Origin of the sequence: Pseudoalteromonas distincta, from assembly GCF_005877035.1 — a bacterium.
Classification (GTDB): domain Bacteria; phylum Pseudomonadota; class Gammaproteobacteria; order Enterobacterales; family Alteromonadaceae; genus Pseudoalteromonas; species Pseudoalteromonas distincta.
In genome coordinates, this window is the sequence record NZ_CP040558.1 from 281,077 (window position 1) to 306,608 (window position 25,532).

The following is a 25,532-nucleotide window of genomic DNA, read 5'->3' on the forward strand; positions in this document are numbered from 1 at the left end:
AAGTAATTAAAATCAATTACTTTAATTAATTTTAACTATTAATTGATAAATCTAACAGATGTATTGTTTTTTTTCAGTTTATTTAGACGAAAGGTGGGATTTTTCTACAATTACTTTTTTAGTACTCAGCTCCATTAGGGTCATGGTGTTACCCCATACGCAGCCTGTATCTAGGGCGTGAACCCGTGAATTACCTGTTCTACCTTCAAGTGCGGCCCAGTGGCCAAAAATAATATCGTGTTTAGATTTAGCTATATTGGGGTGGTTAAACCAAGGCGTGAGGGTTTCGCTGTCGGTTATTGCACCCTTTGCATTAAGCTCGAGTGTGTTATCACTTGTTAAAAAACGCATGCGGGTAAAGTAATTAACTATGTATCTAAACTTTGCAAAGTCATCAAGGGTGTTAGACCACTTTGCGGGGTGAGCCTGATACATGTGTTCAAAAAACGCTTTTGCGTTACTTGATTGATAACAGCTTTGTGCAAATTGAGCTTGTTTTAGCGCATCCTCAATAGACCAATCGGGATTTAATCCTGCGTGAGATATAAAACAGTTATGTTTTATAAGCTCTAAAGCCAATGGCTGGGTTTGTAAAAAAGCGATGTAGTTAGCCAATTTAGGGCTTTCAAATATTGAGTTTAATTTATCTTTTGGATTAGTGGGTTTGTTAAGAAAGTAGCAGGCAACCATGTGAAGGTCGTGATTGCCTAAAGTGATGGTCATGCTATTTTGATGTTGGTAAATATAGTCTAAGCAGGCTAGGGAGTCTGGCCCGCGAGCAACTATGTCGCCAACTAAATATAGGTGATCTTTACTTGGGTTAAAATCAACCCGTTGTAAAAGGGTGTTAAATTCACTAAAACACCCTTGTAAATCACCTATCGCATAATCTGCCATCTAAGTGCTTAATGCAAAATGTTAGGGCAAGCCAAACGAAACACATTAATAGGCGCCTGAAACTCAGAGCCAAACTCGTTGCGTAACGTGTAATGGCCTTGCATAGTGCCTACAGGTGTATCTAAAATTGCACCGCTAGTGTATTTATAGCTTTCGCCTGGGCCAATATCTGGCATTTCGCCAACAACGCCTTCGCCTTCAACTTCTACTTGTTTGCCATTTGCGTCGGTAATTAACCAATAGCGGCTCAGTAATTTTGCACTGCATAAACTATGGTTTTTAATTGTTACCGAGTAAGCAAATACATATTTTTCAAGCTCTGGTTGAGATTGACCTTCTACGTAAAATGTTTCTACAGATACCTTTACAGGCGATCCAATGTTACTGCTTGTTGTCATAAATCCAGTTAGCTATATCAATAAATTGTTGTAAAGATAAGCGCTCAGCACGCAGCGTTATATCAATGCCAATGCTAGTTAGTTCTTCTGCGGTAAGTAAATTACCTAAACTATTACGTAGCGTTTTGCGGCGCTGGTTAAATGCTTCTAAACACACGGTGTTTAAAATTTTAACGCTTTTTGCTGTACGTTGCTCTGGCTTTTTAGGTATTAAACGAATAACAGCAGAGTCAACTTTTGGCGCTGGTTTAAAGCACTCAGGTGGTACTTCAACAACCGGCATTGCATTACAGTAGTATTGAGTCATTACGCTTAAGCGGCCAAATGTTTTACTACCTGGGCCTGCTACCATGCGTTTTACTACTTCTTTTTGAAGCATAAAGTGCATGTGCTCAATATGATCTGAAAATTCAAAAAGGTGAAACAATAACGGTGTCGAAATATTGTAAGGTAAGTTACCAAACACTTTTAATTTTTTGTCATCGCGAACCAAGCTTGCAAAGTCAAACGTCATTGCATCGCCTTGGTTAACGGTTAATTTAGGACCCAAAAATGGGTGTTCAATTAATCGTTGTGCTAAGTCTTTATCTAATTCAACAACCGTTAAATGGCCGCTTAAGTCGGCTACTGGCTCAGTAATTGCGCCAAGGCCGGGGCCAATTTCTACTAAGTTGTCTTCTGGTTTAGGATCAATCGCAGAGACTATTTTATCGATGATAGATTCATCAAATAAAAAGTTTTGCCCAAAACGCTTACGAGCGCGGTGTCCTAAATGTACTTTATCGGTCATTGATTTTGTGCTTTTTCTTGGGCGAGCTTAATTGCTTCGCGGATCGCTAATTCAAAACTGCCAACGTCAGCTGTACCAGTCCCTGCTAAATCGAGTGCAGTACCGTGGTCAACTGAGGTGCGGATAAATGGTAAGCCAAGGGTAATATTTACCGATTTACCAAATCCTTTGTATTTTAGCACAGGTAATCCCTGATCGTGATACATAGCAAGTACTGCATCTGCTTCAGATAGGTATTTATGTTGAAATAAGGTATCGGCCGGTAGTGGGCCAATTAAATTCATCCCTTCGCTTCTAAGTATTTCAAGCGTTGGGGTGATTGTTTCTATTTCTTCACGGCCTAAATGGCCATCTTCACCTGCATGTGGGTTTAAGCCACACACTAAAATACGTGGTTTTTCTATCCCAAACTTAGTTTGTAGGTCGTGATTTAAAATACCCGCTACTTTAGTTAAGCGCTCAGGAGTAATGGCACGCGATACATACGCAAGTGGAATATGCGTGGTTACAAGCGCAACACGTAAACCTTCAGTTGCAAGCATCATAACCACATCTGCAGTATTTGATTGCTGCGCAAAATACTCAGTATGTCCGCTAAATGAAATGCCCGCTTTGTTAATAATACCTTTGTGAACAGGACCCGTAACAACCGCATCGAACGTGCCATCCATGTTTTTTTCACTTGCTATACGCAAGGTATCTAACACATATTGGCCATTACCGTCGTTTAGTACGCCAAGCTCTACATCAACCCCTAAATCAACCTGATGAATATACAAACTGCCTGCAGGTGCTGCTATGGCGGGGGCATTATCATCAAAGTTAATTAAGTTTATTGTTAAGCCTAAATGCTTTGCACGCTCTTTTAATAGTTTGCCATCAGCAATCGCTATTAGTTGAGCGTCCCACGCTTGCTGAGCAAGCGTGAGTAGCAAATCTGGGCCAATACCGGCTGGTTCACCCGGTGTAATAGCAATTCTTAGAGTCATATTTATTGGTCTATAGGGAAAATTTCAACGTGAGCTTGCTCGCGCATTTCTTGCTGCCAGTTAAAACTTTCTTCCTTAAATTTACGGTTAAACAACATACCGTGAGCACGGTTACGTTTAGCTAGTTCAGTTTTATCAGCTACACGTTTGCCAAGTAACTGCACAATATGCCAACCAAACTGTGTTCTAAACGGTTCGCTTATTTCATTTTCTTTAAGAGAAAGTAATGTATCTTTAAACGCAGGTACGTAGGTAGTTGGATCTGTCCAATCGTACTCGCCACCTTTAAGTGCAGAGCCTGGATCTTCTGAGTACTCTTTAGCAAGTTCACCAAAGTCGGCTGTTCCTGCACGTAAGTCTTTTGCAAAGCCTGCAAGCATTGAGCGTGCTTTTTCTTCACTTAAAATAATTGAAGGTTTAATAAGTATATGGCGTGAACGTACTTCAGTTGTTTCTACAACTTGTAGACCACGAACGTCTTGTACTTTAATGATATGAAAACCAGCACCAGAGCGAAGTGGGCCAACAATAGCGCCTTTCTTTTGGCCTTTTACTGCTTCAGCAAAAAGCGATGGCATTTCGTTAATGCCCATGTAACCAAGTTGTCCACCTTCAAGTGCTTTAGAGCCGCTTGATGATGAAATAGCAATACGCTTAAATTCTTGGCCATCGTTTAATAGCTCAATAACTTTATCTGCACGTGTTTTTGCATCAGCAATTTCGTCAGCTGTCGCATCGTTAGGGATATCTATTAAAATATGACCAATGTCGTACTCTTCAGCACTTTGACCTTGGGTTTCCATAATTTTTAAAAGGTTATCAACTTCTTGTTCGCTAATATAAATACGACGATCAACGCTTGCACGTGTTACTTGCTGCGTTGTGATTTCTTTACGAATTTCTTCACGGTAAGCTTGAAAGCTTTCGCCCGAACCTTCAATAGTGCGGCGTAAGTCGGCAATTGTTCCGCCTTGCTCTTTTGCCATGTTAGCGAGAGTTTGATCGAGTTGGCTGTCTGAGATTTGTAATCCCATACGCTCAGCCATTTGCATCATAAGCGCTTGATTAACTAAACGCTCTACAGCTTGTACACGAAGTGTTTCATCTTTTGGTAATTGCTGGCCTTGTTCTTGTGCTTGCTTTTTAACACGATCAATTATGGTGTCTACTTCGCTTTTTAAAATTACGCCTTGGTTTACAACGCCAATAACTTTATCTATTTCTACTGGTGCAGCCATTACACTTTGACAAAGACTGGCACTTAAAACTGCTGATGTTAATAATTTTTTTAAATTCATATTCTTTTTACTACTCTTGCTGATAGTACTCTAGTTACTAAGAAAATACGGTCTACGATAGCCAAAAATACCTTGTTGTAATAATTTTTGTGCATCATAACGGCTTTTACTGCCAAGTCCTTTTAATACAAAATTCAAACTAATACCTGAATCAAAAGTTGCTTGTTCTTGTCCTATTGACTGATTTAAATCAGTTTCAATTTGGCGATGGCCAGTAATTTGGATAGCCCAACAGCATGATTCATACTGTAATCCGCTCAATACTTCGATACTTCTGTTGTTTTCAAGATCTCGATGATAGCTCGCAATAAATTGCCATTCGTCGCTAATAGGAATACTTGTAAATACACCTGCTTGCTCGATTGTATTTCCTGAGACATCATTTGCATAGCGATGGTTCAATTGTACTAGCTGATTATTATCACCTTTATAATCAAGTGTTACATTTGACTGTACCATTTGCTTGCCATCTGTATCATATTGAATACCTCCAGCGAGGTACCAACGGCGGTGCCAATGTAACATGGTTTGAGCTGCAAATAGTGCATTATAATTAGTGTCTGAGTTTAAGCCTTGTTCTGTTGGCTTGGCATCGTCACTTAAATAAAATATTTGGCCCGCACTAAAGTTAAACACTTCTTCTTGTTTTTTATCAAATAAGCGCGTTGTAGCACCTAAAGTAAACTGATTAGCAGCTGCTATACGGTCAACACCCGAAAAGCGCACGTCTCTAAATAAACCATAATAATCATCTTGCAGTTTGGTTGTATCAAACAAGCCAATGTCTGACTGATCTTTATTAGGTGTATATAAATACTGAATTTGCGGCTCTAGTGTTTGTATACCATCTTCAAAAAAGTATGATGCGTCACGCTCAAAATTAAGCTGAGAGTACAAACGTACTTTTGGGATAGTACGCGATACAGTATCGCTATATTGCGTGCCGGTTAAGTTTCCGCTTTGCTTATAATTAGTTTGTAATAAGCTCACTTCAGACAAAAATGACCACGCATGCGTAGCGTAGTTGTAGCGTGCTTTTGGCTCTACGTGTACACGAGTTGCGCTGTCTATGGCCACTTCTGATGAATCATTAGTAAAATGACTCATCTCGCCCGACACACTAAAGTCAAAATTATCAAAACGCCAAGGCGCTGTTTGCGTAAAATTAACTTGTGGTATTGCAGTGTATGACTCTAAGTGATCGCCCAGTACTTCAAAGTTTTGCACTTTAATATCGGTGCGCCATGTATCACCTAAATGGGTAAGTGAACCAGTACGATACAATTGAGTATCGGTTTTACTTGCGTAGTTTGAAGTTAAGTCGGTGATGTAGTTATCATCGCTCACATTGGTTACATCAACGTTTGCGCGCCAGTTCTCACCTAGGTAGCTTTGCTGTTGCCAATGAAACATGTAGCGTTCATTCAAATCAGGCTCAGAATCATCACTATCTAAGTATTCAATCCCTACTAAGCCTTCGTGTTGCTCTGTTAGGTATCTAAATTCTGTTTGTAATTGCAGCCCTTTGTTAGACATATAACGAGGGGTGATGGTGGCATCAAAGTTAGGTGCAATATTTAAATAATACGGCGTAATTGTTTCAAGGCCGTATTTGTCAGAGCTTGAAATAGTCGGGGTAAGTAAGCCCGATTTACGGCGTTCATCTAGCGGGAATGTAAAATAGGGTAAATATAGAACTGGTGTATCTAAAATACGCAATACGGCGTTATATGTTTCGCCCCAGCCTTCTTCGCGTGAAAGGTTTATTTCGTCAGCTTCAATTTCCCATGCTGGGGTGTCACTTGGGCAAGTAGTAAAGCTTGCATTCATGAGCAATAGGCCAGACTGATTAACAGTGAGCTTTTCAGCGCCGCCTTTACCTTGTTGTTCGGTTAGGCTGTAGTCGGCGCCTAACAAACTGACTTCTGAATTATTTAAATCGGCATTTAATCCGGTGCTGTTTACTTTACTTACGTAGTCTTGATAAGTAATTGGCCCCGTTGCATTTAATAAACCACGCTGTTTGTCTATCAACGCAGTTTGTGCGGACAAACTCATCTTAAGGGTGTTAATATCAACATTGCCGGTAAATTCAGCGCTTTGAGTGCCAAGTAGCTCAACATCATCAGCTTGGATATCAACTTCACCAAGGTTAAGGCCTTCAAGTGGTTGCCAAGCTCTGGTTTGCATTGAAATGCCACAAAGGTTGTGTGCCAGTTCAGTTTCGGCAAGCGATGGTGCGCTAACTACGCTTAGCATCAATATGCCCCAGGTTTTGCTCATTTATCGACCTTAATACTTTGTGTTTAATATAATATACACATAATAAAGGAAAATAATGGCAATTACAGTAATTGACCTATAAAAATAGATATCTAATAAAATGACACGCTTTGAGAATTTACAACAATTTATAAACACACACCTTAATGCCAAGTCGCATACTTTAAACGCGATCACGGGGGATGCTAGCTTTCGCCGTTATTATCGTTTAAATCACGATAATAAACATTTAATAGTGATGGACTCAGATCCAAAAAAAGTGAATAACGAACCTTATATTTCGCTAAACCAGGTGTTTGTTGAGCAAGGTTTTTTACTTCCCACTATTATTGCAAGCGATGAGAAACAGGGCTTTTTTATCCTCAGTGATTTAGGCAGTACGCACCTAGCTGACATGCTTGATGATGCAAACCGCACCGAGCACTATCAAGCATTAATTAGTTTAAGCGCTCAATGGGCAAAAACGCCCACAGCTTCTGCTATGCAAGCGTACAACGAAGACTTTATAACACTAGAACTTGATATATTTAGCCAGTGGTTAGTAAGCGACTTTATTAATGAGCCACTCAGTACCGAACAAAAAATAATGTGGCAAGCAAGTTCAGAGCTATTAATAAAGGCGATGCTTGAGCAACCTACGGTTACCGTTCATCGTGATTACCATAGCCGTAATATTATGAATAGTGACGGCCAGTGGGCCATTATAGATTATCAAGATGCTGTACGCGGGCCGCTTTGCTACGACTTAGTATCGCTACTGCGCGATTGCTACTTTAAATTGCCAGAGCAAGAGTTAACAAGTTTACTTGATTTTGCTTATCAAGAATTTACAGCTCAAAATTTACTGGCTAACACTTCATTCGATGAGTTTAAATATTGGTTTGATTTAACCGGATTACAGCGCCACTTAAAAGCTGCGGGTATATTTTGTCGATTGTATTTACGCGATGGTAAAACAGGTTATTTAGATAATATTTTACCGACGCTTGATTACATTATTGAAGTGGCAGCAATTTATCCAGAGCTTAAAGCATTGAGTGAGTGGACAAAAAATACCATAGTGCCAAAAGTGACTGAAAAGTTGGCAAAGGAGCGCTCATGAAAGCGATGATTTTAGCTGCAGGGCGCGGGCAAAGAATGATGCCGCTAACGCAAAATATGCCAAAGCCAATGTTAAAAGTGGCAGAAAAACCACTTATTGAGCACCATATAAATAACCTTAAAGCAGCCGGCATTACCGATATTGTAATAAACCTTGCGTGGCAGGGGGATAAAATAAAAGACTACTTTAAAGATGGCAGACAATTTGGCGTAAATATACTTTATAGCCAAGAAGTTGAAGGTGGCCTTGAAACGGCCGGCGGTATTATTGAAGCGTTACCGTTGTTGGGCGACTCGTTCATTGTAATAAATGGCGATGTATACACCGACTATGATGTAAGTGCGCTAATGCAACTTCATTTACAACCCGGTGAGGCGCACATAGTGCTTATAGAAAACCCGCCACACAATCCAGATGGCGACTTTGCGTTGAGCCATTTGCCGGCTGAGAGTCAAAAATATACATTTTCAGGGATTGGCCGCTATAAGGCTGATTTTTTTAAAGGATTAACGCAAGGTATTCGCCCTTTAGGGCCTATTTTACGTGAAAAGCTAAATGGACATTTAGTCTCTACTGAGCTCTACATAGGGCAGTGGGATGACATTGGTACACCAGAGCGTTTAAACCAATTAAACACGCGCCTTGAGGCGTAACAACTCAATTTTTAAGAAGGCAGTATTATAGATGTGGGGAAAAATTCTCGGTTTTTGTTTTGGCTTTATGTTTGGCAAAATATTTGGTGCTATTTTAGGTTTATACCTAGGTCATTTATTTGATAAAAGCTTAAAAAATAACTTTGATAAAGCAGGCGGTTTTTCTAGCTTATTTAGTGGTGACGATGTTCACGAGCGCCAAGCTTTATTCTTTTCAAGCTGCTTCGCTGTTATGGGGCACATTGCAAAATCGAATGGCCGAGTGAGCGAAATACACATAAAAGCGGCTAACTTGTTCATGGACGAAATGGGCTTAAAGGGCGAAGAACGCCGCGAAGCACAACATGCATTTCAGTCAGGTAAAGAGAGCGACTTTTCACTTAAAGAAACCGTACACGATTTTAAAGAACGCTTTGCTAAACGAAACGATCTAATACAGTTGTTTTTAGAAATACAAATACAAATGGCGTTTTCTGACGGGGTATTAGCCGAACAAGAAAAGCAATTATTAGCAGAAGTAAGTAAACAGCTAGGCATTTCTAAAACACATTTTGCATTTGTATTAAAACGTTATCAAGCTGAGTTTAACTTTAGAAAGCAACAACAGCGCTTTAATCAGCAGCAACAAAGCCAAGGTCAAAGTAGTAGTTACCGTGAGGGTTCTGGCCATCATGTACCGCCAAATAATAATATGAACCGTGCGCAAGCATTGGCGTTATTAGGCTTAAATAGCGATGCAACGCAACGTGATATAAAAGTAGCGTACCGTAAACTTATGTCGCAACATCATCCAGATAAATTAGTATCGCAAGGTTTACCAAAGCACATGATGGAATTGGCTGTTAAAAAGAGCCAAGATATTCAAGCCGCTTATGAGTATTTAAAAAAGTCGGCGTAAAAACCCGTCTATTTCTTTTGTTAGGCGTGCGTGTTGACCGGGTTGATCGCGCAGGCCAAACAATTGGCGTTGGCGGTAATCAAATTTTGCATTTCGATTAACCCAGCGCTGACGACTTTTAAGGCTCATCAAAATGTCTGTGCTGTCATTTGCATAGTAAATATCAAGCAAGGCGGGTGTAACAAGTGACGCTGTTTGGCTCAAACTTTCGTTACGTTTAGTATTAGGTAAGTAACTGCTCAAACTTATAAACGCATCTAGTCTCTCATCTGGAAAATCTGCATAGTACTCCAACAACACACCCGCACTTGTACCTTGTGCAATAACCACTATATTACTCGAATCTTCCATAGCGGTTTGATACAGCGCATTAAACCGGGAAATGAGATTTATTTTATAGTTATCAAGTATGTCGTCAGTTACTTTTTCAATTGCATTTACGTAATGAGGTTCTTCTTTTATTTTTGCAGGCTGTGATTGGGCGTTTGTTGCTGTGTCGGGTGATGCAGATTCCTCGGCTTTACTAGGCGCAGCTTCGGTTTCGCTGGGCATTGCTTCGCCCAGTTTACTTGCTTGCCAATCAATGTCGGGTACTGTCATTGCGTAGGTGCTGTAGCCTAAATTATTAAGCTCTTTACGCAAGTAGCCCATACCTGAGTTATTGGTAGGTGAAGAATGCCAATCGGGTATAAGTATTACGATACCTCTAAAATTACTACTCATATATTCGCTGTAAAGGCTTAAAAATTCTGTTTCACCCGCTAACATTGGCTTTATTTCATCACTTGGCAGTAGTCGCTCAATGTCGCTATTTTCAATACTTGATAAACTAGGTGGGGCAATATGTTCAGCCGCGTAGGCGGGGTTAGCTAAAAGTAGCGCACAGCTGAGCTGTATATAAAAAGCCCTTTTTAAAAACCGTGTAAATAGCATAACGCACCTAAGTAATGACAATTAGTTAGGTATCGGCAAGGTTATCTAAAAGTTTAATAATTTACGAAGTATTTGCGCCGGTTAAAATTCTGGCTCGGCTTCAAAAGTGAGTACTTGCTCAGTTACGGGGTGCTTTAATTGCAGCATTTGTGCATGTAATTGTAAGCGAGGAGCGGCAGCAAGTGCCTCTTTGTGGGCGTAAAGTCTATCACCTAAAATAGGATGACCCAGGCTTAACATATGCACACGTAGTTGATGCGAGCGACCAGTGATGGGGGTTAGCTCTACACGGGTTGCATTTTCTTCACGCTCAAGTATTTTAAAATGCGTAAGTGAAGGTTTACCTCTGTCGTGATCAACCATTTGTTTAGGGCGATTAGGCCAATCACAAATAAGGGGTAAATCTACTGATCCTGTTTCAGCTTCAAGGTGTCCGTATATACGTGCTATGTAACGTTTCGCTGTTTCGCGCTCTTGAAACTGCATGCTTAAATGTCTGTGCGCTGCTTTATTCATGGCAAGGCACAGTATGCCAGAAGTCGCCATATCTAAGCGGTGCACTATTCTTGCTGTTGGGAAAACACGATTAACGCGATTAATTAAGCTGTCGGCATGTTTAGGATCTTTACCTGGGACAGTTAATAACTCACTTGGTTTATTAACTATCAGTAAGTCGTCATCCTGAAAAAGTATCGTTAAATACGGACTCATAGGGGGATTGTAGTTAACTAACACGGCCGACCTTAGTAATTTTGAAGGGCGCTATTTTAGTAGAGCAAGCCAACAGGCTCAAGTAAAAGTTTGGCTATATTGTTTTAACTAATAGTCCAAGCCTTAGGCTCCTTTAAAGCGCTTTTATAACTTAATTTCTTCGGGTGTTAATAATCGATATTCACCACTAGCCAAGTTTTCATCTAGGGTAATCCCCGCAATCTGCTCGCGATGTAACTCAACCACTTTGTTATCTACCGCGTAAAGCATACGCTTAACTTGATGATACTTACCTTCACTTATTGATAAACGCAGTCCGTAATTAGCAAGTCGTTCGGCAATAGCTGGGCGGGTTAAATCTTTTTCGTTATGCAGCATGACACCTGTACGTAATTGCTCAAGTGCTTCATCGGTAATAGGCTCTTGAGTTTCTACTAGGTAGGTTTTAAATTTATTGCTTTTAGGCGACGTAATTTTATGTGACCAATCGCCATCATTAGTAATAATAACTAACCCGGTGGTATCTATATCAAGACGACCTGCCACGTGAAAGTCGCTCATATTTGGCTCATCAAGTAAGTCAAAAACGGTTTTATGTAGCTCGTCGCTGTTAGCGCATACATAGCCAACAGGTTTATTTAGCATGTAATAACGTTTACCTAAAAATACCAAAGGCGTACCTTGGTGCAGTACTTCATCTTGCTGGGCTAGCTGAAAATTATGTGATGTGATTACTTCGCCATTAACGCTTACTTCTTTTCGCTTAATACTAGCGCGAGCTTGGGTGCGCGGTATTTCAGCTAAATGGCTAATAAATTTATCTAAGCGGCAAGGGAATTTCATTTTGGTTCACATTTTTAGTCGGCTACAATGGGCGCGATTATAGCCGATAGTGAAATACCATGACAGTGCACAGCACACAAATTTTAAGCCTTTACCAAGCAAAAATAGACACGGGTGAACTGTGTTTTGATGCAGCGCAGCAAAATGCGGTGGAAGCTTTAAATACGCTAAGCGAGCAACTTCAAGCTCACACATCATGGTGGCAAAAAGCGCCCTTAATAAAAGGCATTTATTTATATGGACCCGTAGGGCGTGGTAAATCCATGTTAATGGATTTATTTTATAAAAACCTATCTATTGAGCAAAAGCAGCGACTGCATTTTCATCATTTTATAGCACAAGTGCATACCCAACTTTCGCAGCTACAAGGTCAAAAAAATCCACTTATTCTAATTGCAAAACAGTGGGCTAAAAATATTCGAATACTGTGTTTTGACGAATTTTTTGTGAGCGACATTGGCGATGCCATGATTATGGCCAGATTGTTCAATGCATTGTTTGAACAAGGTGTTGTGCTGGTGGCCACATCGAACGCAAAGCCAGAGCAGCTTTATTACAACGGCCTACAACGAGCGCGATTTTTACCTACGATTGATTTAATTAATAGTCACTGTCATATAATTAACGTGGCAGGGGAGGACGATCACCGCTTTAGATATGGTAAAAACAGTCGTCACTATTTTATTAATTTATCAAATCACGATTTTGAAAGTAAGTTTTTAGCTTCGTATCCAGTAGTAACATGTAGCAATACAATTACTGTGCATGGCCGCGATTTACCCTATTTATTAAAAGCAGATAATGCCTTGATGATTGATTTTATGGCGCTATGTTCAGGCCCGCGTAGTGCTAACGATTATATGTATTTAGCAACGCAATTTGATGTGTTATATGTATCGAACGTGCCGCAAATGGGTGTTAAAGCAACGGGTAAAGTTATTGTTCACGGTATAGAAGATAGTTATCAGCGCGAAAAACAAACGCTTGATGAGCACACTTTTGACGACGAAGCACGGCGCTTTATTGCCTTAGTAGATGAGTTTTACGATTGCCATAAATTGCTGGTAATAAATGCGCAAACCGACATTGAACATTTATATAAAGGTAAAAAGTTGAGCTTTGAATATGCGCGCACGCAATCACGCATAGTCGAAATGCAAAATTGGTAACGCTTTAATATATATTGTAAACGAGCTTGCTCAAGTGAGAAGCGCAGCTTTTAATTTATTCTACTTACGAGCTGCACCGTTTGTTTTTTTATGGGCTTTGCCCATCACGCCAGCAAGCTGTGCGTCTACAAGTAAATTTAACCACGGCGTCAAATTTTACCGGTAGGCGTTTAGCTTGCTCACGCGAAAAGCGTAGCTTTTAATATTTATAGCTGATTACTTTGCTACTAATTGGTTTCTCTAAAGCGAAGCGCCCTCTAAACCTCTTTGTGAATAAATCACTTAAAACCTTATTGCACAAAGAGAAGTAAATGAGAAGACATTAAAGCATAGAAATTACGAGCTTTGCTCGTCACGCCAGCAAGCTGTGCGTCTACAAGTCAGTTTAACCACGGCGTCAAATTTTTACTGGTAGGCGTTTAGCTTGCTCACGCGAAAAGCACAGCTTTTAATATTTATAACTGATTACTTTGCTACTAATTGGTTTCTCTAAAGCGAAGCGCCCTCTAAACCTCTTTGTGAATAAATCACTTAAGATCTTATTGCACAAAGAGGAGTAAATGAGAAAACATAAAACATTGAGATTACGAGCTTTGCTCGTCACGCCAGCAAGCTGTGCGTCTACAAGTCAGTTTAACCACGGTGTTAAACTTACCCTTCTTGGCGCACTATATTCTCAAGGGCGCGAATATTAGTAATTAAGTCCTGGCGTTGTGGGTTAGCTTGTAATGCTTTTCTAAGATGCTTTAGCGCACTCGGGTAGTCTTTAGAATCAATCGCTATTTGCGATAATCCAAGCCACGCCGATAGTTGGTAATCAGGTAGAGCTTGTGCACGAACATACATAAGTTTAGCTTGGGTAAGTTGACCTTTACTACGATGTATACTTGCTAAACTAAGTAGGGCATCACCTAAATTCGGGTTTATTTTAAGTGCATTATTTAAGCTTTTAAGAGCACGTTTAGTATTACCTTGTTGCATAGCAATTTGTGCGCTGTATACAGAAAACTGGGCTTGTTCATCACGGGGTAGTTGCTTAGTTAATCTTTTTGCGCTGCCTATTAGATCTTTAGCTAAATCCCATTTTTGTTGAGATACAAGCCAGCCTAAAGTTTGCATCGTGGTATTAATAACCTCAACTTGCTGCTGTTTAGTGGCGTGTTTTAAACCTTGCTTTAATAAACTCACAGCGCGTTCAGTGCTGCCTTCACTTAAATGCAGCTGGGCTGCTAAAAGCTGGTTACTGGTATCTTTAGGGTTGAGTTTTAAGGCCACTTCAATAGCAGCAAGCGCTTGCTTTTTTTGATCAAGCTGTAACGCTATTTGTGCACGTTGCAGCCAAAGTTCAGCTTTATCAGGGCTTTTATTAAGTAATTCTTTTAATAATGCACTTGCCTGACTTAAATCACCCGATTCAATTAACGCAAACAATAGCCCTTGTTGATATTGGCTTGTTTCTGGCGCTAGCATTAGCGCTTGGCGGTAGGCCGCTACTGCGCTCCAAGGTTGGCTATGCTGCACGTGTATATAAGCAAGTTGCGCATAACTTTGTGCGTCAGCTTGGCCAAGTTCAATACTGTGAACTAGGTGTGTTTGTGCTTTGTCATACTTTGCTTGTTGCATGTATAAAAGGCTCAAACCTTGGTGTGCTTTTACTAAATCAGGTGAAGCTTTTAAACACGCTAGGTAAGCTAATTCAGCGTTATTAAAGTCTTTTGTTGAAAGCAAAACTTGTGCACGTAATAAGTTTAAAGCAGTGCTATCTTGGCTTATATCTCGGCCTTTAAATAGCGCCGCAACTTCACTGTAATTACCGGCTTGTAATAGTGGTTGTACTTGGCGAGCAAAACCGCGCTCGGTCGGTTCAATAAGGACCTCTGTAGGGCCTAGTAATTTATTATTTATAGCCAACTGCCATGTTGGATCGCTAGGCGATAACGTTACTTTTAGTGGCGCACTTTTTAATGGCGTACTAGCAGCGCTTGCATGCACGCTACTTACACCTAATAAAGGGAGTGAGCACATTACAGTCGTAAACAGTGCGAAAGTTAATGGTTTTAGCGTTTTAAATATATTCATATTTTTCATTTTAATAGGCTTAAGGTTTAAATTCGATTGGCCAAATAAAGCGAGCGCGTACGGTTTCACCTTCTTTTTTAGGTGCACTAAAGCGGCTTTGTTTAATAATTTTGTCGATAGCTGGTTTAAGTTCAGGGTATGGGTTTTGTACTACCTCAATTAAACTTAACTTGCCACTTTCATCAATAAATACATCGAGTTTTACAGTAAATACATCAACACCTCGGCGGGTTAAGCTTTTTGGTAAAACGGCCTTGACGGGAGTAAGTAAAGTGGGGAGACCATCGAGTTGATTTAAGCTAAATGCATCCCAATTTACACTCATTGATTGCCATTGTGGCGCGCTTACTTTTACGTTGGGTGTATCGGGTTTTACAATACTTAAATCACTCTTTATCTTAATTTTTACGGCTTGAATTGACGCGCCTGCACCTTCTACCGCTAAGCTTTGCATTGGCTCACTTGTTTGCTGTTGTGATATTGATGGAGGTGGCGGAGGTGGCAGTGCCACCATGGCAATCTCACGTACAACCACTTTGTCTTGTATATGGTGTTCAGCAAGTTGCCCAAGCCATAAAAGCAGTAATGCAGCACTAAGCACAATGAGGCTAAGGCCAAATGCAAACAGCGGATGGCGATTGTTTTTTGTTTTTTGAAGCGGGTTAATCGTGTGCATATTATTGTTTCGTAGCTAAGTTAACTTGCGCTGCGCCTGCCAGCTTTGCTTCGTCAATTACTTGAACAAGTAATTCAGTAGGTACTGTTTTATCAGCTTGAATAACCACAGGGCGTTGTTGCTGTTTTAACATTTGCTCGACACTACTACGTACACCCGCAACACCAATTTGGCTGCCATCAAAAAATACTTGTTGGTTGTCGGTTATTGCTAAAAATATAACTTGCTGCTCAAGACGACTGGCCGATACGGCTTGTGGTTTATCAACCTCAACGCCGCTTTCGCGTACAAATACGGTTGTAACAATAAAAAATATTAGCAATATAAATACCACATCAAGTAGCGGCGACATATCAATATGTTGCCCCGCTTCTTGCTCTAGCTTGTGCTTTAATCGTGATTGCATAGTGTTACCCTAACTGCTTACTTAACGTATGTAATTTAGGATTACGCTGCGAATACGCTAAGTAAGCTTGCATTAACCACGCAGGAATAGCGCACACAAGGCCCAATTGAGTTGTTAGTAATGCGTCACCAATGGCGTCGCTCATTAACTCGTTATGGCCCAGCGCCATTACTTTAAATGTATCAAGCAAACCAACAATGGTGCCTAATAAACCAAGTAGCGGAAGCGCTGCAGTTAAAATAGAGCTAACTTCTTGCCAATAACCTTTGCGCTGCGCTTGGTATTGTTTAAGGTGCAGTAAGTCATGAAAAATCAGCTGGTATACAAATAAAGCGAGTAAAAGAATACACCAGCAAATAGGGTTACTAACGATTTTTTCAAACATTGTTATCTCCTTTTTCTAGTTGGCTTAGCTGTAATGCGAAGCCTTCTAGTTGGCTGTAGTACGCTTTTGCTTTACGCGATAACAATGCATTTAAAACGAGTGCTGGTATAGCAACGACTAAACCCAGTTCGGTTGTTATAAGTGCTTGTGCAATACCGCCCGATACAACTTCTGGATCGCCTGAGCCAAATAAAGTCATCATTTTAAATGTTTCGATCATGCCGCTAACAGTGCCTAATAACCCGAGTAATGGGGCTACTGCTGCAGTAACGGCAATAGCGCCAATAAAGTTATCGAGTTTATGCTTATCATGAATTAACTGATTAAATAATTGATCGTCTCGTACTTGGCCTTTTTCGCTTTGCAGCGTTAAGTTAAATAGCTGCTTCTGCATGCCTGCAAATTCACTGCTATTTTCAGCTTTAAAAAGTTGCTGTAATTGCATTTGAGAGTGCATTTTAATTTTACTTAAACGTAGTAGCTGTGCGGCTTTTAATAGCGCAATGGTTAGTGCAAAGCAGGCAAATAAAATAATAGGGATAGCCCATAAACCGCCTTTTTCTAGGTGTTCAAGCGGACTTTCTTGTTGGGCTTGGCTAGTTACTAAGTGCGTTAAACTAGGATCAAAAGTAAGTAGTGTAGAGCCTACACCGTTTTGCTTTAAAGTATTATCGAGTGGGTTGTCGTCACTTGTTGATTGTACTAACGCTACTTTTAATGCATTAGATTCATCATCTAAATTTAATAAACCCATAAGTTTAGGTGTTTGCGTACTAAACCATGCAACAGGCCCGACTTGAAGGGTATTAGCTTGGCTTAATTCGCCATTACTTAGCACAACCGATTGTTTTTTTAACTGTGGATAAAGTGCCTGCTCTTGATTATTAATTAGCGATACAACACGGCTTAATAACTCGTTTTGGCTATTAGCCGACTCGTTACTGCTAGCACTATTGCTGGTGTTTTGGCGTACAAAACGGCTAAGTAAGTTTAATTGATATTGCTGCTGCTGTTGCCAAGTGTCTAATCGGGTTTGTAACTGATCAAGGCTTAATGTGTTTTCGTCAGCTAGGCGGCGATTAACGGCGGCTTGTTCGCGTAATTTACTGAGCGATTGCTGCTTGGTAAAAATTTGCTTTGCAAGGGTAGCTTGCTCTTTTGAAATACTATTTTGAGTTTTACTTAGAGTACGCTGCGCTGTTTTAATATCACTTAAAATACTTTGTTTAGCATCATCACTGCTAGCTGCAAAAGATATGTTTGCACTAAAAAGTAAAACTGTGGCGCTAAATACTTTAATTATGCTGTTAGTCGCCATTATTTAGCCCCTTGCTGGTTTTTATTTACATAACTTAATATTGGGAGTGTTACCCAATCAGCAGCGCGCTTTTTTTGCTGTACAGCAATACCCTGTGCAACTTGTTCTGCATTAATGCTTGGATCAAATTCCCATTGCCAACCTAAGTCACTTGGAAAACCAATACCTACGTAACTTAAGTCTTCACTCACAAACCATGCTTGAGCTGCACCTAAATAAAGCTGCTTAACCCATACCTCTTGCCCGTCAGGATGCTTAATAGCCATTTCGTGAATAGAAATACGTTGTTGAAAATCATTAAGTAGAGTCAGCATTTTTAGTGCTGTTTGTAATTTGTCAGTTGTACTGAGTTTTGAATCGCTTAAATCACCAGCGTTTTTCCAACTACTCAAAAGTGGCGGGGGGAGTTGCACTTGTAATGAAAGTAATTGCCCAGAAATACGTGCTAGTTGATCATTTAATTGCTGTTGATCATTTTCAAGTTCTGATTGCTGAGTTACAAGCTGTTCGCGTTTTTGGGCAAGCTCACTGGTCCTTTTTTTTCTACGCTGATTAAGCTCGCTAAGTTGCTGCTGCTCGGCATTAAGAAGCGTTAAGGTTTGCTCCATACTGCTTTTTTGTTCAAGCCAATGAGTATTTAATTCTGTGTTTTGATTTTCTATTTGTAGCCAATTATTAACGAGTTGTTCTAGCTCACTAACTGTGTCGGCTTTTACTGCCATAGTGCTACAAAGCGCGATAACTACGCTAATTGGTTTAATTAAGCTTCGCATTACTTAACAACAATCCTGAAAGTTACGACAAGCAATTACAAGGACGTAATTACTGTTAATTTTTGAGTGTGTATACAATATAGGAATTCACATAACAATGCAATTGATAACAGTTATCGTTTACATTGCGTTATTTGAGTGGTAGGATTTCGCCGAAATTAAATATGTACCTTAAATTAACAATAGTTAAGTGCTTAATAAAAACTACGGAGTAACCATGAGTAAGCCATCGAATAAAGGAAATGCGTACGTGAAGCCAATTGCAGCGGTTGTTACAGCTACGCTTTCAACTTGGGCAAGTGCACAGGATGTTCAAGAACTATCGGTAACCAAAGCAGAAACTAAAACTGAGTCTAGTTATGTTGTAGAAAAATCAACGTCGCATAAATACACTCAACCGCTACTCGATACAGCTAAAACGGTAACAGTAATCAACCAAGCGGTAATGAAAGACAGAAACGTAGATAGCCTACGTGATGCTTTGCGTAATGTTTCAGGTATTTCTTTAGCAGCAGGTGAGGGTGGCTCACCTACTGGCGATAGCATGTCGATTCGTGGTTTTAGTGCAACAAATGATATTTTTGTTGATGGTATTCGCGATGTTGCAGGTTACACACGTGATATTTACAACATTGAAGCCGTTGAAGTTGCAAAAGGCCCAGGCTCTGCAGTTTCTGGTCGTGGCGCAACAGGTGGTAGTGTTAATTTAGAAAGTAAAAAGGCGAAGTTAGACAACTTTAACGACGTTTCTCTACGTTTAGGTACAGAAAACGATTACCGTGGTCGTTTTGATACTAACATTCAAGTAAACGACACAAGCGCACTACGTATTAATCTTCTGACTGATAAAGGTGATGTTGCAGGTCGCGATCATGTTGAAAACGAAACAAATGCTGTTGCGTTTGCATTTGCAACAGGACTTGGTACAAACAGCCGTTTTGATTTAAACCTAGAGTATCAACGCCAAGACAATTTACCAGATTATGGTATTCCTTGGGTTTACAGTGATACGCCAGTAGCTGAACTTGCAGATAGTGCACGCTCACCTTCTCCTGTCGACTTTGATAACTTTTACGGTAATATTTACCGTGATTACGAAGATATTGAAGCTTACTCAACAACAGCTCGTTATGAGTATGATTTTTCTCAAAATACTACGTTACGTGTGCAAGGTCGTTTAGGTAAAGTTAAGCGTGAGTCAGTAACAACTGCACCGCGTTATTTCTCGGTTACAACAGACACTGATATTACCTTTGCAGATGAAAAAACACGTGATACTGAAAATTCACTTGCTGCACTTCAAGTTGATTTAATTGGTAACTATGAATTTGCTGGCTTTACTCACGACGTAGTAGTGGGTGTTGAACTTGCAAATGAAACGTTTACACGCCATAACTTTGTTGCAACTACGCCTGATAACCTAATTGAAGATGGAATACGTAACGACTTATACAATCCTGATGCAACAATTGCATTTACGGGTGTGTACGGCCGTGACGGTACAAGCATTGAAGCTAAAGCTAAAAACCAAGCTATTTATGCATTTGATACAGTGACGCTTAACAAGCAATGGGAAGTTACAGGTGGAATTCGCTTTGATAGCTTCACTACGGATTATCACAACGATTACAATGATCCAAGCGCTTTAATTTCTACAAGTGACGACTTATTTAGCTGGAATGCAGCGGTAGTGTACAAACCTACAGAAAATGGCAGTGTATATTTAGGCGCGGGGAATTCATTTAACCCATCGGCGGAAAGCCTAACGGTATCTACGCGTTCAAATGCAGCTGATTTAGACGCAGAAGAAAGTCGCAGTTATGAATTAGGAACTAAATGGAGCCTAATGGATGGCCGCCTGCAAACTAATGCTGCACTTTTCCGTACTGAAAAAACCAATGCCCGTACTGATGACCCATTTGCAGATAGCTCAAGTGACGAAATACTTGGTGGTGAACAGCGCGTTCAAGGTTTAGAGCTTTCAGCAACGGGCCTAATTACTAAAGAGTGGACTGTAATTGCTTCATACACTTACCAAGATAGCGAAGTAACAGAAGCATTAGGCGACGACGCAACTCAAATCGGTAACGAGCTTGCACGTACGCCTAAAAATAGCGCGAGTGTTTGGACTACGTACGATATGTCGGATAAGTTATCGTTTGGTTTAGGTGCGCAGTATGTAGGTGAGCGTTACAACGGCACTACGTCAACACGCTCTCGTGCGCCAGGTTATACTATTTTTGACCTAATGGTTGCGTATGACATATCAAAAGATTTGAGCCTGCAGCTTAATGGTGAAAACCTAGGTGATAAAGATTACGTTGATCAGTTAGGTGGTGGACACTTTGTACCAGGTGATGGTCGTAAGTTTAGTTTAACAGCGAGCTACTCTTTTTAATTTTAAAACAAATTAAAAAATAAAAGTAAGCATAAGGGCAGGCCTATTACCTGCCCTTAATTATTTGATGAAAATGTGAGAGGGCGCACATGATAGTTAAAATTCCAGAGCTATTAACGAAAGAAGAAGTGGCGTATTGCCATGAGGTTTTGCTTAAAGCGCAGTGGGCCGATGGCAGTATTACCGCAGGTCATCAATCAACCAAAGCAAAAAATAACTTACAGCTACCTGAAAATAGCCCTGAATGCCAAGAGCTTGGCGATATTATTATGGCAGCACTTGCGCGTAGTAATTTGTTTATGTCGGCTGCACTTCCTGCAAAAATTTTTCCTCCGTTATTTAATTGCTATCAAGGCGGGCAATCGTTTGGTGTGCATGTAGATAATGCAATTAGACAAGTGCCGGGTACGCCAGTAAAAATTCGTACAGATGTATCAATGACGTTATTTATTAACGACCCTGAAGACTATGAGGGCGGTGAACTTGTTATTGAAGACACTTATGGCTCACACAGTGTAAAGCTGCCCGCAGGCAGTATGGTGTTGTACCCTTCAACGAGTTTACATCGTGTAATGCCTGTAACGAGTGGGCGCAGATTAGCCTCATTTTTTTGGCTGCAAAGCATGGTAAACAGCGACGAAAAACGTGGTTTGTTATTTGATTTAGATATGTCGATTCAAAGTTTGCGCAGCAAAGTAGAAGATAGCCCAGAGATTATTCAATTAACAGGTGTGTACCATAACTTACTAAGACAGTGGGCACAGACATAACGAATATACTCGTTATTAAATACTGGATATAAGTAATTAAATATAAGTAATTAAAAGCTGCGCTTTTCGCGTGAGCAAGCTTTACGCCTACAGCCAAAACTTAACGCTGTGGTTAAATTACTTGTAGACGCGCAGCTTGCTGGCGTGACGAGCGAAGCTCGTAATTTATATGCTTTGGTTTCTTCTCATTTACCCCTCTTTTGCTTCTCTTTGTGCAATAATATTTTAAGTAATTTATTCACAAAGAGGCTAAGAGGGCGCTGCGCTTTAGAGAAGCAAAACTACATAATTACTATGTTTTCTGACTTGCCATTTTTACTTAACCCTTATAACCGTTAGGGTTATTTGACTGCCAACGCCATGTATCTTGCATCATTTCATCAATACCGCGCACTGCTTCCCAGCCAAGTTCATTAAGTGCTTTTTCTGGCGCTGCATAACACGCTGCAATATCACCCGGGCGGCGAGGTGAAACCTGATAAGGTACAGCTTGATCGCTTGCTTTAATAAATGCATTAACCATTTGTAGTACAGAGTAACCATTACCAGTACCTAGGTTATAAACTAATGCACCCGTACTGCTGGCAATTTTATCAAGCGCTTTTAAATGACCAATAGCTAAATCTACAACGTGTATATAGTCGCGTACACCTGTGCCATCAACTGTGTCGTAGTCATCACCAAATACAGCGAGTTGCTTTAATTTACCTACCGCTACTTGTGCGATAAACGGTAAAAGGTTGTTTGGAATACCATTAGGATCTTCACCAATTAAGCCCGACTCATGTGCACCCACTGGGTTAAAGTAACGCAAAATAGCAAACGCAAAGCGTTCATCTGATTTAGCGATATCTTGTAGCATCATTTCAACCATTAACTTAGATGTTCCGTAAGGGTTGGTAGTACCGCCTACAGGGAAATCTTCTTTGATTGGTAAGCTTGCTGGGTCGCCGTAAACCGTGGCTGACGAGCTAAATACCAATTTAAATACACCAGCGTCGCGCATCGCATCAACAAGCGTAAGCGTACCTTGAACGTTGTTTTGATAGTACTCAACTGGCTTTGCAACCGACTCGCCTACTGATTTTAAACCCGCAAAATGTATAACACTATCAACCGTATGTTTTGCAAATACAGAATCTAAAAAGGGTTTATCGAGAATATCGCCTTGGTAAAAAGTGGCTTCTTTACCTGTTATATTTTTTACGCGCGCAAGTGATTCTTGTGATGAGTTACTTAAATTATCAATAACAACAACATCGTTACCTTGCTGTAAAAGTTCTAAAACAGTGTGCGAGCCAATATAGCCTGCGCCACCGGTTACTAAAATAGTCATGAAAGCTCCGTGGGTACCTTTTATCAATTAAGTTAATTTCACCATAAATAGAGGTGATTTACATGTTTTATCTGTAATTTATATGATTTTAATCGTATTTTTTTGATATCAGCACATTAAATACTTTTGATTACATTTTGTGCAAAACAAGTAACACTTGATTCGTAAGATTAAGTTATAGTTAATAAACAAGTGCTAAAATAGCTTTAGTAATAGCTAATGCTAGGTTTACTCCAATCCACACTTTTGTGATTGGTTACCTCTTTGGAGAAAGATATGAATTTAGTTAAAAAAATAGCAACAACAATGTGTATCGCATTACCTGCGCTTGCCCATGCTGGTGAGTCTGTTGTTAAATGGAATGACTTTAATGATTATCGTGATGTGCGAGCGTCTAACCAAGCTAAGGGCTCGTATCACAAAAGTATTGCGGCAAGTTTTGAAAAACATATGTCTAAATTAGCTGAGCAACTACCAAAAGATTATAAGTTAAACGTAGAGTTTACTGATTTAGATTTAGCGGGAGATGTGCGTTATGGTGGTATGGAGGAAATTCGTGTAGTAAAACCAATATACTTTCCACGCATTAAGCTTAATTATTCGTTAACCGATAACGACGGTACAGTGCTTAGTAAAGATACTGATGTGGAGCTCAAAGATATGGGCTTTATGGATAAAATTAAAATGGGCCGCGAAGAATCACTATATTACGAAAAACGCTTATTAACAGAGTGGTTTGGTGAGCAAATATTACCAAGTTTAGATTAACTTAAAATAAAAATGCCGCTAAATAGCGGCATTTTTATTTTTAAGCTTTACTTAAAAGTAGCTAACAGCGTGAGTATTTGTTGTAACTTAATAACGGTTGTTTTAAGTTTTTCTTCATCAAAACCATCGTTAGATAAGCTTTCAACGTCAGCGGCTACGTCAAGAACGTACGGCTTAAAGCGTTTAGCTTCAAAGCTAAAACCAGCATCTTGTGCAAATAAGGCTTTAAATTTGCCATGGCCTTGCTGTTGTAGTTCATCGAGTTTTTTGTCGGCATCAAGCGCCTGACGATAAACAATTTTTAAATTAGTATTGAGTTGTTCAATAATTGAATCCATGGTTTTCCTAAAGCTTTGTACTGCATGGCCGACATAATACTTGGATTACATTTAAAAGTCAGGTTTGTTATATGAATATATCAGGCACAAGTTTACCCGCTGTTTCTGGCTCAGGCCAAGGCAGTGAGCTTTATAGCGCTGCTTTATCTAAAAAGCAGCAACTAGCAGATGGCGCAGCAGCACTTGCACTTATTGAAGGTGCTGCACAATCGTCAAGTGCACAAACACCGGCTAAGTCGGTAACTGCATCATTGGGTAACAACGTAAATATATATGTTTAAATTAGCTTAAGATCGATAGGTGTTTTACTTTTTTGACCACCTATTTCTCTCACTAATTTAGGCACTAAAAATCCAGGCAGGGCTTTTAATAGCTCTGCCATTATTTTTATTGCGTCTTCTTCGTTAATATCAAAGTGGCTGGCCCCTTCAACTTTATCGAGCAAATACAAATAATACGGTAATACGTCTGCGTCAAATAACGCTTCGCTTAAATTTATTTGCGCATCGAGCGTATCGTTCACATCTTTTAAAATTACAGCTTGGTTTAAAAGCGTTACGTTTGCTTGTTTAAGCTTTTGCATGGCTGCTTTAAAGTCAGCGTCTATTTCGTTGGCGTGGTTTATGTGATTAATAAAAATAATTTTTAATGGCGATTTTGCTAATCGCTCACATAACTCATCGGTAACTCGCGTGGGTATAACTACTGGTAAACGACTATGAATTCGCATTCGTTTAATTTGTGGTAATTGCTCAAGCTCATCTAAAAACCAACTTATTGCATCGTCTTTGGCCATCAGCGGATCGCCACCACTTAAAATCACTTCGTTTATATTGGCATCAGATTTTATGTAGCTTAGTGTTTCAAGCAGGCTTTTTTTATTAAGTTGGTTTTCTTGATACGGAAAATGCCTTCTAAAGCAGTAACGACAATTGACTGCACAGCCGGTTTTAAACATTACTAAAACACGTGATTTATACTTATGTAAAAGGCCGGGTTGTTCGTTATCTTGCTCAAGTAGGGGATCTTTATTAAAACCCGACTTAGTTAAAAATTCTTGATGGCGTGGCATGACTTGCAATAAAAGAGGATCGTTTGGATCGCCTTTGCGTATTTTTTTTATAAAAGGGATAGGCACGCGTACCGGAAATAAACTGCGGGCTTTTAGGTCGTTTTCATGGACTTGGCTCGATAAACCGACCATTTCAAGCAAGGTTTTTGGGCAGGTAACTACATTTGCTAATTCTTTTTGCCAGTTTTTATGCAAATTTGCTTCATTTCTTTGTATCATTGGCATGTAGATTACTCGAAAAAATATAAA

Annotated in this window: 26 protein-coding genes; 8 read left to right on the forward strand and 18 right to left on the reverse strand. The window is 39.9% G+C overall.

Translation table 11 applies throughout. The features are described from left to right. Positions 1 to 78: 78 nt before the first annotated feature. The 6 genes from FFU37_RS01145 to lptD are packed head-to-tail and all read right to left on the reverse strand — an operon-like array spanning position 79 to position 6,655. The gene (locus FFU37_RS01145) at positions 79 to 897 is read right to left on the reverse strand and encodes a symmetrical bis(5'-nucleosyl)-tetraphosphatase (protein WP_138488510.1); all 819 of its coding nucleotides are present in this window, start codon (positions 895 to 897) and stop codon (positions 79 to 81) included. An 8-nt stretch (positions 898 to 905) separates the two neighbouring features. Continuing rightward, on the reverse strand, positions 906 to 1,295 hold the full coding sequence (gene apaG / locus FFU37_RS01150) for a Co2+/Mg2+ efflux facilitator ApaG/CorD (RefSeq protein WP_002960839.1): 390 nt from the start codon (positions 1,293 to 1,295) through the stop codon (positions 906 to 908). Further along, positions 1,279 to 2,085 carry a 16S rRNA (adenine(1518)-N(6)/adenine(1519)-N(6))-dimethyltransferase RsmA gene (rsmA, locus tag FFU37_RS01155; RefSeq protein WP_002960838.1) on the reverse strand — a complete coding sequence of 269 codons (807 nt, stop codon included), beginning with the start codon at positions 2,083 to 2,085 and terminating at the stop codon, positions 1,279 to 1,281. Before rsmA ends, apaG begins: the two co-directional genes overlap by 17 nt. Beyond that, positions 2,082 to 3,074, reverse strand: a complete 993-nt coding sequence (pdxA, locus tag FFU37_RS01160; protein WP_138488511.1) for a 4-hydroxythreonine-4-phosphate dehydrogenase PdxA — start codon at positions 3,072 to 3,074, stop codon at positions 2,082 to 2,084. The genes rsmA and pdxA overlap by 4 nt, the downstream gene beginning before the upstream one ends. A gap of 2 nt (positions 3,075 to 3,076) precedes the next feature. Beyond that, on the reverse strand, positions 3,077 to 4,372 hold the full coding sequence (surA, locus tag FFU37_RS01165; RefSeq protein ID WP_002960833.1) for a peptidylprolyl isomerase SurA: 1,296 nt from the start codon (positions 4,370 to 4,372) through the stop codon (positions 3,077 to 3,079). A 30-nt stretch (positions 4,373 to 4,402) separates the two neighbouring features. Continuing rightward, on the reverse strand, positions 4,403 to 6,655 hold the full coding sequence (gene lptD, locus FFU37_RS01170; RefSeq protein ID WP_138488512.1) for an LPS assembly protein LptD: 2,253 nt from the start codon (positions 6,653 to 6,655) through the stop codon (positions 4,403 to 4,405). A gap of 100 nt (positions 6,656 to 6,755) precedes the next feature. Between lptD and FFU37_RS01175 the strand changes: the two genes are divergently transcribed. The 3 genes from FFU37_RS01175 to djlA are packed head-to-tail and all read left to right on the forward strand — an operon-like array spanning position 6,756 to position 9,308. Next, positions 6,756 to 7,757 carry an aminoglycoside phosphotransferase family protein gene (locus FFU37_RS01175; protein ID WP_138488513.1) on the forward strand — a complete coding sequence of 334 codons (1,002 nt, stop codon included), beginning with the start codon at positions 6,756 to 6,758 and terminating at the stop codon, positions 7,755 to 7,757. Continuing rightward, positions 7,754 to 8,410 carry an N-acetylmuramate alpha-1-phosphate uridylyltransferase MurU gene (murU, locus tag FFU37_RS01180; protein WP_138488514.1) on the forward strand — a complete coding sequence of 219 codons (657 nt, stop codon included), beginning with the start codon at positions 7,754 to 7,756 and terminating at the stop codon, positions 8,408 to 8,410. The genes FFU37_RS01175 and murU overlap by 4 nt, the downstream gene beginning before the upstream one ends. Before the next feature lie 31 nt (positions 8,411 to 8,441). Next, positions 8,442 to 9,308 (forward strand): co-chaperone DjlA, encoded by an 867-nt coding sequence (gene djlA, locus FFU37_RS01185; RefSeq protein ID WP_002960826.1) that lies wholly within the window; start codon positions 8,442 to 8,444, stop codon positions 9,306 to 9,308. Here the strand turns inward: djlA and FFU37_RS01190 are convergent. The 3 genes from FFU37_RS01190 to rsuA all read right to left on the reverse strand — a co-directional run bounded on the left by FFU37_RS01190 (position 9,291) and on the right by rsuA (position 11,795). Then, positions 9,291 to 10,241 (reverse strand): DUF3530 family protein, encoded by a 951-nt coding sequence (locus FFU37_RS01190; protein ID WP_138488515.1) that lies wholly within the window; start codon positions 10,239 to 10,241, stop codon positions 9,291 to 9,293. The genes djlA and FFU37_RS01190 overlap by 18 nt on opposite strands. Before the next feature lie 81 nt (positions 10,242 to 10,322). Then, a complete protein-coding gene (gene rluA / locus FFU37_RS01195) occupies positions 10,323 to 10,976 on the reverse strand; it encodes a bifunctional tRNA pseudouridine(32) synthase/23S rRNA pseudouridine(746) synthase RluA (RefSeq protein WP_138488516.1) in 654 nt (217 codons plus the stop codon). 120 nt (positions 10,977 to 11,096) lie between these two features. Continuing rightward, positions 11,097 to 11,795, reverse strand: coding sequence for a 16S rRNA pseudouridine(516) synthase RsuA (rsuA, locus tag FFU37_RS01200; protein WP_138488517.1), 699 nt, complete (start codon positions 11,793 to 11,795; stop codon positions 11,097 to 11,099). Positions 11,796 to 11,854: 59 nt separating this feature from the next. Between rsuA and zapE the strand changes: the two genes are divergently transcribed. After that, positions 11,855 to 12,964 (forward strand): cell division protein ZapE, encoded by a 1,110-nt coding sequence (gene zapE / locus FFU37_RS01205; RefSeq protein WP_138488518.1) that lies wholly within the window; start codon positions 11,855 to 11,857, stop codon positions 12,962 to 12,964. Between the two features lie 651 nt (positions 12,965 to 13,615). On the opposite strand, the gene FFU37_RS01210 is transcribed toward zapE, so the two are convergent. The 6 genes from FFU37_RS01210 to FFU37_RS01235 are packed head-to-tail and all read right to left on the reverse strand — an operon-like array spanning position 13,616 to position 18,601. After that, a complete protein-coding gene (locus FFU37_RS01210) occupies positions 13,616 to 15,043 on the reverse strand; it encodes a tetratricopeptide repeat protein (protein WP_138488519.1) in 1,428 nt (475 codons plus the stop codon). 19 nt (positions 15,044 to 15,062) lie between these two features. Further along, complete coding sequence (locus FFU37_RS01215) at positions 15,063 to 15,719, reverse strand: energy transducer TonB (protein ID WP_138488520.1); 657 nt, start codon at positions 15,717 to 15,719, stop codon at positions 15,063 to 15,065. A 1-nt stretch (position 15,720) separates the two neighbouring features. Beyond that, on the reverse strand, positions 15,721 to 16,125 hold the full coding sequence (locus FFU37_RS01220) for an ExbD/TolR family protein (protein ID WP_036981164.1): 405 nt from the start codon (positions 16,123 to 16,125) through the stop codon (positions 15,721 to 15,723). A 4-nt stretch (positions 16,126 to 16,129) separates the two neighbouring features. Next, complete coding sequence (locus FFU37_RS01225; RefSeq protein WP_002960812.1) at positions 16,130 to 16,510, reverse strand: MotA/TolQ/ExbB proton channel family protein; 381 nt, start codon at positions 16,508 to 16,510, stop codon at positions 16,130 to 16,132. After that, positions 16,503 to 17,828, reverse strand: a complete 1,326-nt coding sequence (locus FFU37_RS01230) for a MotA/TolQ/ExbB proton channel family protein (protein WP_138488521.1) — start codon at positions 17,826 to 17,828, stop codon at positions 16,503 to 16,505. Before FFU37_RS01230 ends, FFU37_RS01225 begins: the two co-directional genes overlap by 8 nt. After that, positions 17,828 to 18,601 carry a DUF3450 family protein gene (locus tag FFU37_RS01235; RefSeq protein ID WP_138488522.1) on the reverse strand — a complete coding sequence of 258 codons (774 nt, stop codon included), beginning with the start codon at positions 18,599 to 18,601 and terminating at the stop codon, positions 17,828 to 17,830. The genes FFU37_RS01230 and FFU37_RS01235 overlap by 1 nt, the downstream gene beginning before the upstream one ends. Before the next feature lie 217 nt (positions 18,602 to 18,818). On the opposite strand from FFU37_RS01235, the gene FFU37_RS01240 reads away from it, so the two are divergent. Continuing rightward, positions 18,819 to 20,999 carry a TonB-dependent receptor gene (locus FFU37_RS01240; protein ID WP_138488523.1) on the forward strand — a complete coding sequence of 727 codons (2,181 nt, stop codon included), beginning with the start codon at positions 18,819 to 18,821 and terminating at the stop codon, positions 20,997 to 20,999. Between the two features lie 89 nt (positions 21,000 to 21,088). Next, on the forward strand, positions 21,089 to 21,769 hold the full coding sequence (locus FFU37_RS01245) for a Fe2+-dependent dioxygenase (protein WP_002960803.1): 681 nt from the start codon (positions 21,089 to 21,091) through the stop codon (positions 21,767 to 21,769). Positions 21,770 to 22,088: 319 nt separating this feature from the next. Here FFU37_RS01245 and galE read toward each other — a convergent pair whose 3' ends face one another. Further along, entirely contained in the window at positions 22,089 to 23,105 is a 1,017-nt protein-coding gene (galE, locus tag FFU37_RS01250; RefSeq protein ID WP_002960801.1) for a UDP-glucose 4-epimerase GalE, read from the reverse strand. Between the two features lie 276 nt (positions 23,106 to 23,381). Here galE and FFU37_RS01255 point away from each other — a divergent pair, with 276 nt between their 5' ends. Beyond that, positions 23,382 to 23,873: a DUF3016 domain-containing protein gene (locus tag FFU37_RS01255; RefSeq protein ID WP_138488524.1), complete on the forward strand. Its 492-nt coding sequence runs from the start codon at positions 23,382 to 23,384 to the stop codon at positions 23,871 to 23,873. A gap of 47 nt (positions 23,874 to 23,920) precedes the next feature. Here the strand turns inward: FFU37_RS01255 and FFU37_RS01260 are convergent, their stop codons facing one another. Then, positions 23,921 to 24,211, reverse strand: coding sequence for a hypothetical protein (locus FFU37_RS01260; RefSeq protein ID WP_002960798.1), 291 nt, complete (start codon positions 24,209 to 24,211; stop codon positions 23,921 to 23,923). A gap of 71 nt (positions 24,212 to 24,282) precedes the next feature. Between FFU37_RS01260 and FFU37_RS01265 the strand changes: the two genes are divergently transcribed. Further along, on the forward strand, positions 24,283 to 24,492 hold the full coding sequence (locus FFU37_RS01265; RefSeq protein ID WP_002960797.1) for a hypothetical protein: 210 nt from the start codon (positions 24,283 to 24,285) through the stop codon (positions 24,490 to 24,492). Here the strand turns inward: FFU37_RS01265 and epmB are convergent. Then, entirely contained in the window at positions 24,489 to 25,502 is a 1,014-nt protein-coding gene (gene epmB, locus FFU37_RS01270; RefSeq protein WP_033031971.1) for an EF-P beta-lysylation protein EpmB, read from the reverse strand. The two genes, FFU37_RS01265 and epmB, sit on opposite strands and share 4 nt — an antisense overlap. Positions 25,503 to 25,532: the final 30 nt, after the last annotated feature.

What these genes read in the sequence shown, in the direction of transcription:
- zapE (WP_138488518.1), top strand. Translation starts at nt 11,855, where the DNA reads ATGACAGTGCACAGCACACAAATTTTAAGCCTTTACCAAGCAAAAATA.
- epmB (WP_033031971.1), bottom strand. Translation starts at nt 25,502, where the DNA reads ATGATACAAAGAAATGAAGCAAATTTGCATAAAAACTGGCAAAAAGAA.
- rsmA (WP_002960838.1), bottom strand. Translation starts at nt 2,085, where the DNA reads ATGACCGATAAAGTACATTTAGGACACCGCGCTCGTAAGCGTTTTGGG.
- pdxA (WP_138488511.1), bottom strand. Translation starts at nt 3,074, where the DNA reads ATGACTCTAAGAATTGCTATTACACCGGGTGAACCAGCCGGTATTGGC.
- FFU37_RS01230 (WP_138488521.1), bottom strand. Translation starts at nt 17,828, where the DNA reads ATGGCGACTAACAGCATAATTAAAGTATTTAGCGCCACAGTTTTACTT.
- murU (WP_138488514.1), top strand. Translation starts at nt 7,754, where the DNA reads ATGAAAGCGATGATTTTAGCTGCAGGGCGCGGGCAAAGAATGATGCCG.
- FFU37_RS01255 (WP_138488524.1), top strand. Translation starts at nt 23,382, where the DNA reads ATGAATTTAGTTAAAAAAATAGCAACAACAATGTGTATCGCATTACCT.
- surA (WP_002960833.1), bottom strand. Translation starts at nt 4,372, where the DNA reads ATGAATTTAAAAAAATTATTAACATCAGCAGTTTTAAGTGCCAGTCTT.
- FFU37_RS01240 (WP_138488523.1), top strand. Translation starts at nt 18,819, where the DNA reads ATGAGTAAGCCATCGAATAAAGGAAATGCGTACGTGAAGCCAATTGCA.
- FFU37_RS01210 (WP_138488519.1), bottom strand. Translation starts at nt 15,043, where the DNA reads ATGAATATATTTAAAACGCTAAAACCATTAACTTTCGCACTGTTTACG.
- FFU37_RS01190 (WP_138488515.1), bottom strand. Translation starts at nt 10,241, where the DNA reads ATGCTATTTACACGGTTTTTAAAAAGGGCTTTTTATATACAGCTCAGC.
- FFU37_RS01260 (WP_002960798.1), bottom strand. Translation starts at nt 24,211, where the DNA reads ATGGATTCAATTATTGAACAACTCAATACTAATTTAAAAATTGTTTAT.
- FFU37_RS01145 (WP_138488510.1), bottom strand. Translation starts at nt 897, where the DNA reads ATGGCAGATTATGCGATAGGTGATTTACAAGGGTGTTTTAGTGAATTT.
- FFU37_RS01245 (WP_002960803.1), top strand. Translation starts at nt 21,089, where the DNA reads ATGATAGTTAAAATTCCAGAGCTATTAACGAAAGAAGAAGTGGCGTAT.
- rsuA (WP_138488517.1), bottom strand. Translation starts at nt 11,795, where the DNA reads ATGAAATTCCCTTGCCGCTTAGATAAATTTATTAGCCATTTAGCTGAA.
- FFU37_RS01235 (WP_138488522.1), bottom strand. Translation starts at nt 18,601, where the DNA reads ATGCGAAGCTTAATTAAACCAATTAGCGTAGTTATCGCGCTTTGTAGC.
- galE (WP_002960801.1), bottom strand. Translation starts at nt 23,105, where the DNA reads ATGACTATTTTAGTAACCGGTGGCGCAGGCTATATTGGCTCGCACACT.
- FFU37_RS01175 (WP_138488513.1), top strand. Translation starts at nt 6,756, where the DNA reads ATGACACGCTTTGAGAATTTACAACAATTTATAAACACACACCTTAAT.
- lptD (WP_138488512.1), bottom strand. Translation starts at nt 6,655, where the DNA reads ATGAGCAAAACCTGGGGCATATTGATGCTAAGCGTAGTTAGCGCACCA.
- FFU37_RS01265 (WP_002960797.1), top strand. Translation starts at nt 24,283, where the DNA reads ATGAATATATCAGGCACAAGTTTACCCGCTGTTTCTGGCTCAGGCCAA.
- djlA (WP_002960826.1), top strand. Translation starts at nt 8,442, where the DNA reads ATGTGGGGAAAAATTCTCGGTTTTTGTTTTGGCTTTATGTTTGGCAAA.
- FFU37_RS01215 (WP_138488520.1), bottom strand. Translation starts at nt 15,719, where the DNA reads ATGCACACGATTAACCCGCTTCAAAAAACAAAAAACAATCGCCATCCG.
- FFU37_RS01225 (WP_002960812.1), bottom strand. Translation starts at nt 16,510, where the DNA reads ATGTTTGAAAAAATCGTTAGTAACCCTATTTGCTGGTGTATTCTTTTA.
- apaG (WP_002960839.1), bottom strand. Translation starts at nt 1,295, where the DNA reads ATGACAACAAGCAGTAACATTGGATCGCCTGTAAAGGTATCTGTAGAA.
- FFU37_RS01220 (WP_036981164.1), bottom strand. Translation starts at nt 16,125, where the DNA reads ATGCAATCACGATTAAAGCACAAGCTAGAGCAAGAAGCGGGGCAACAT.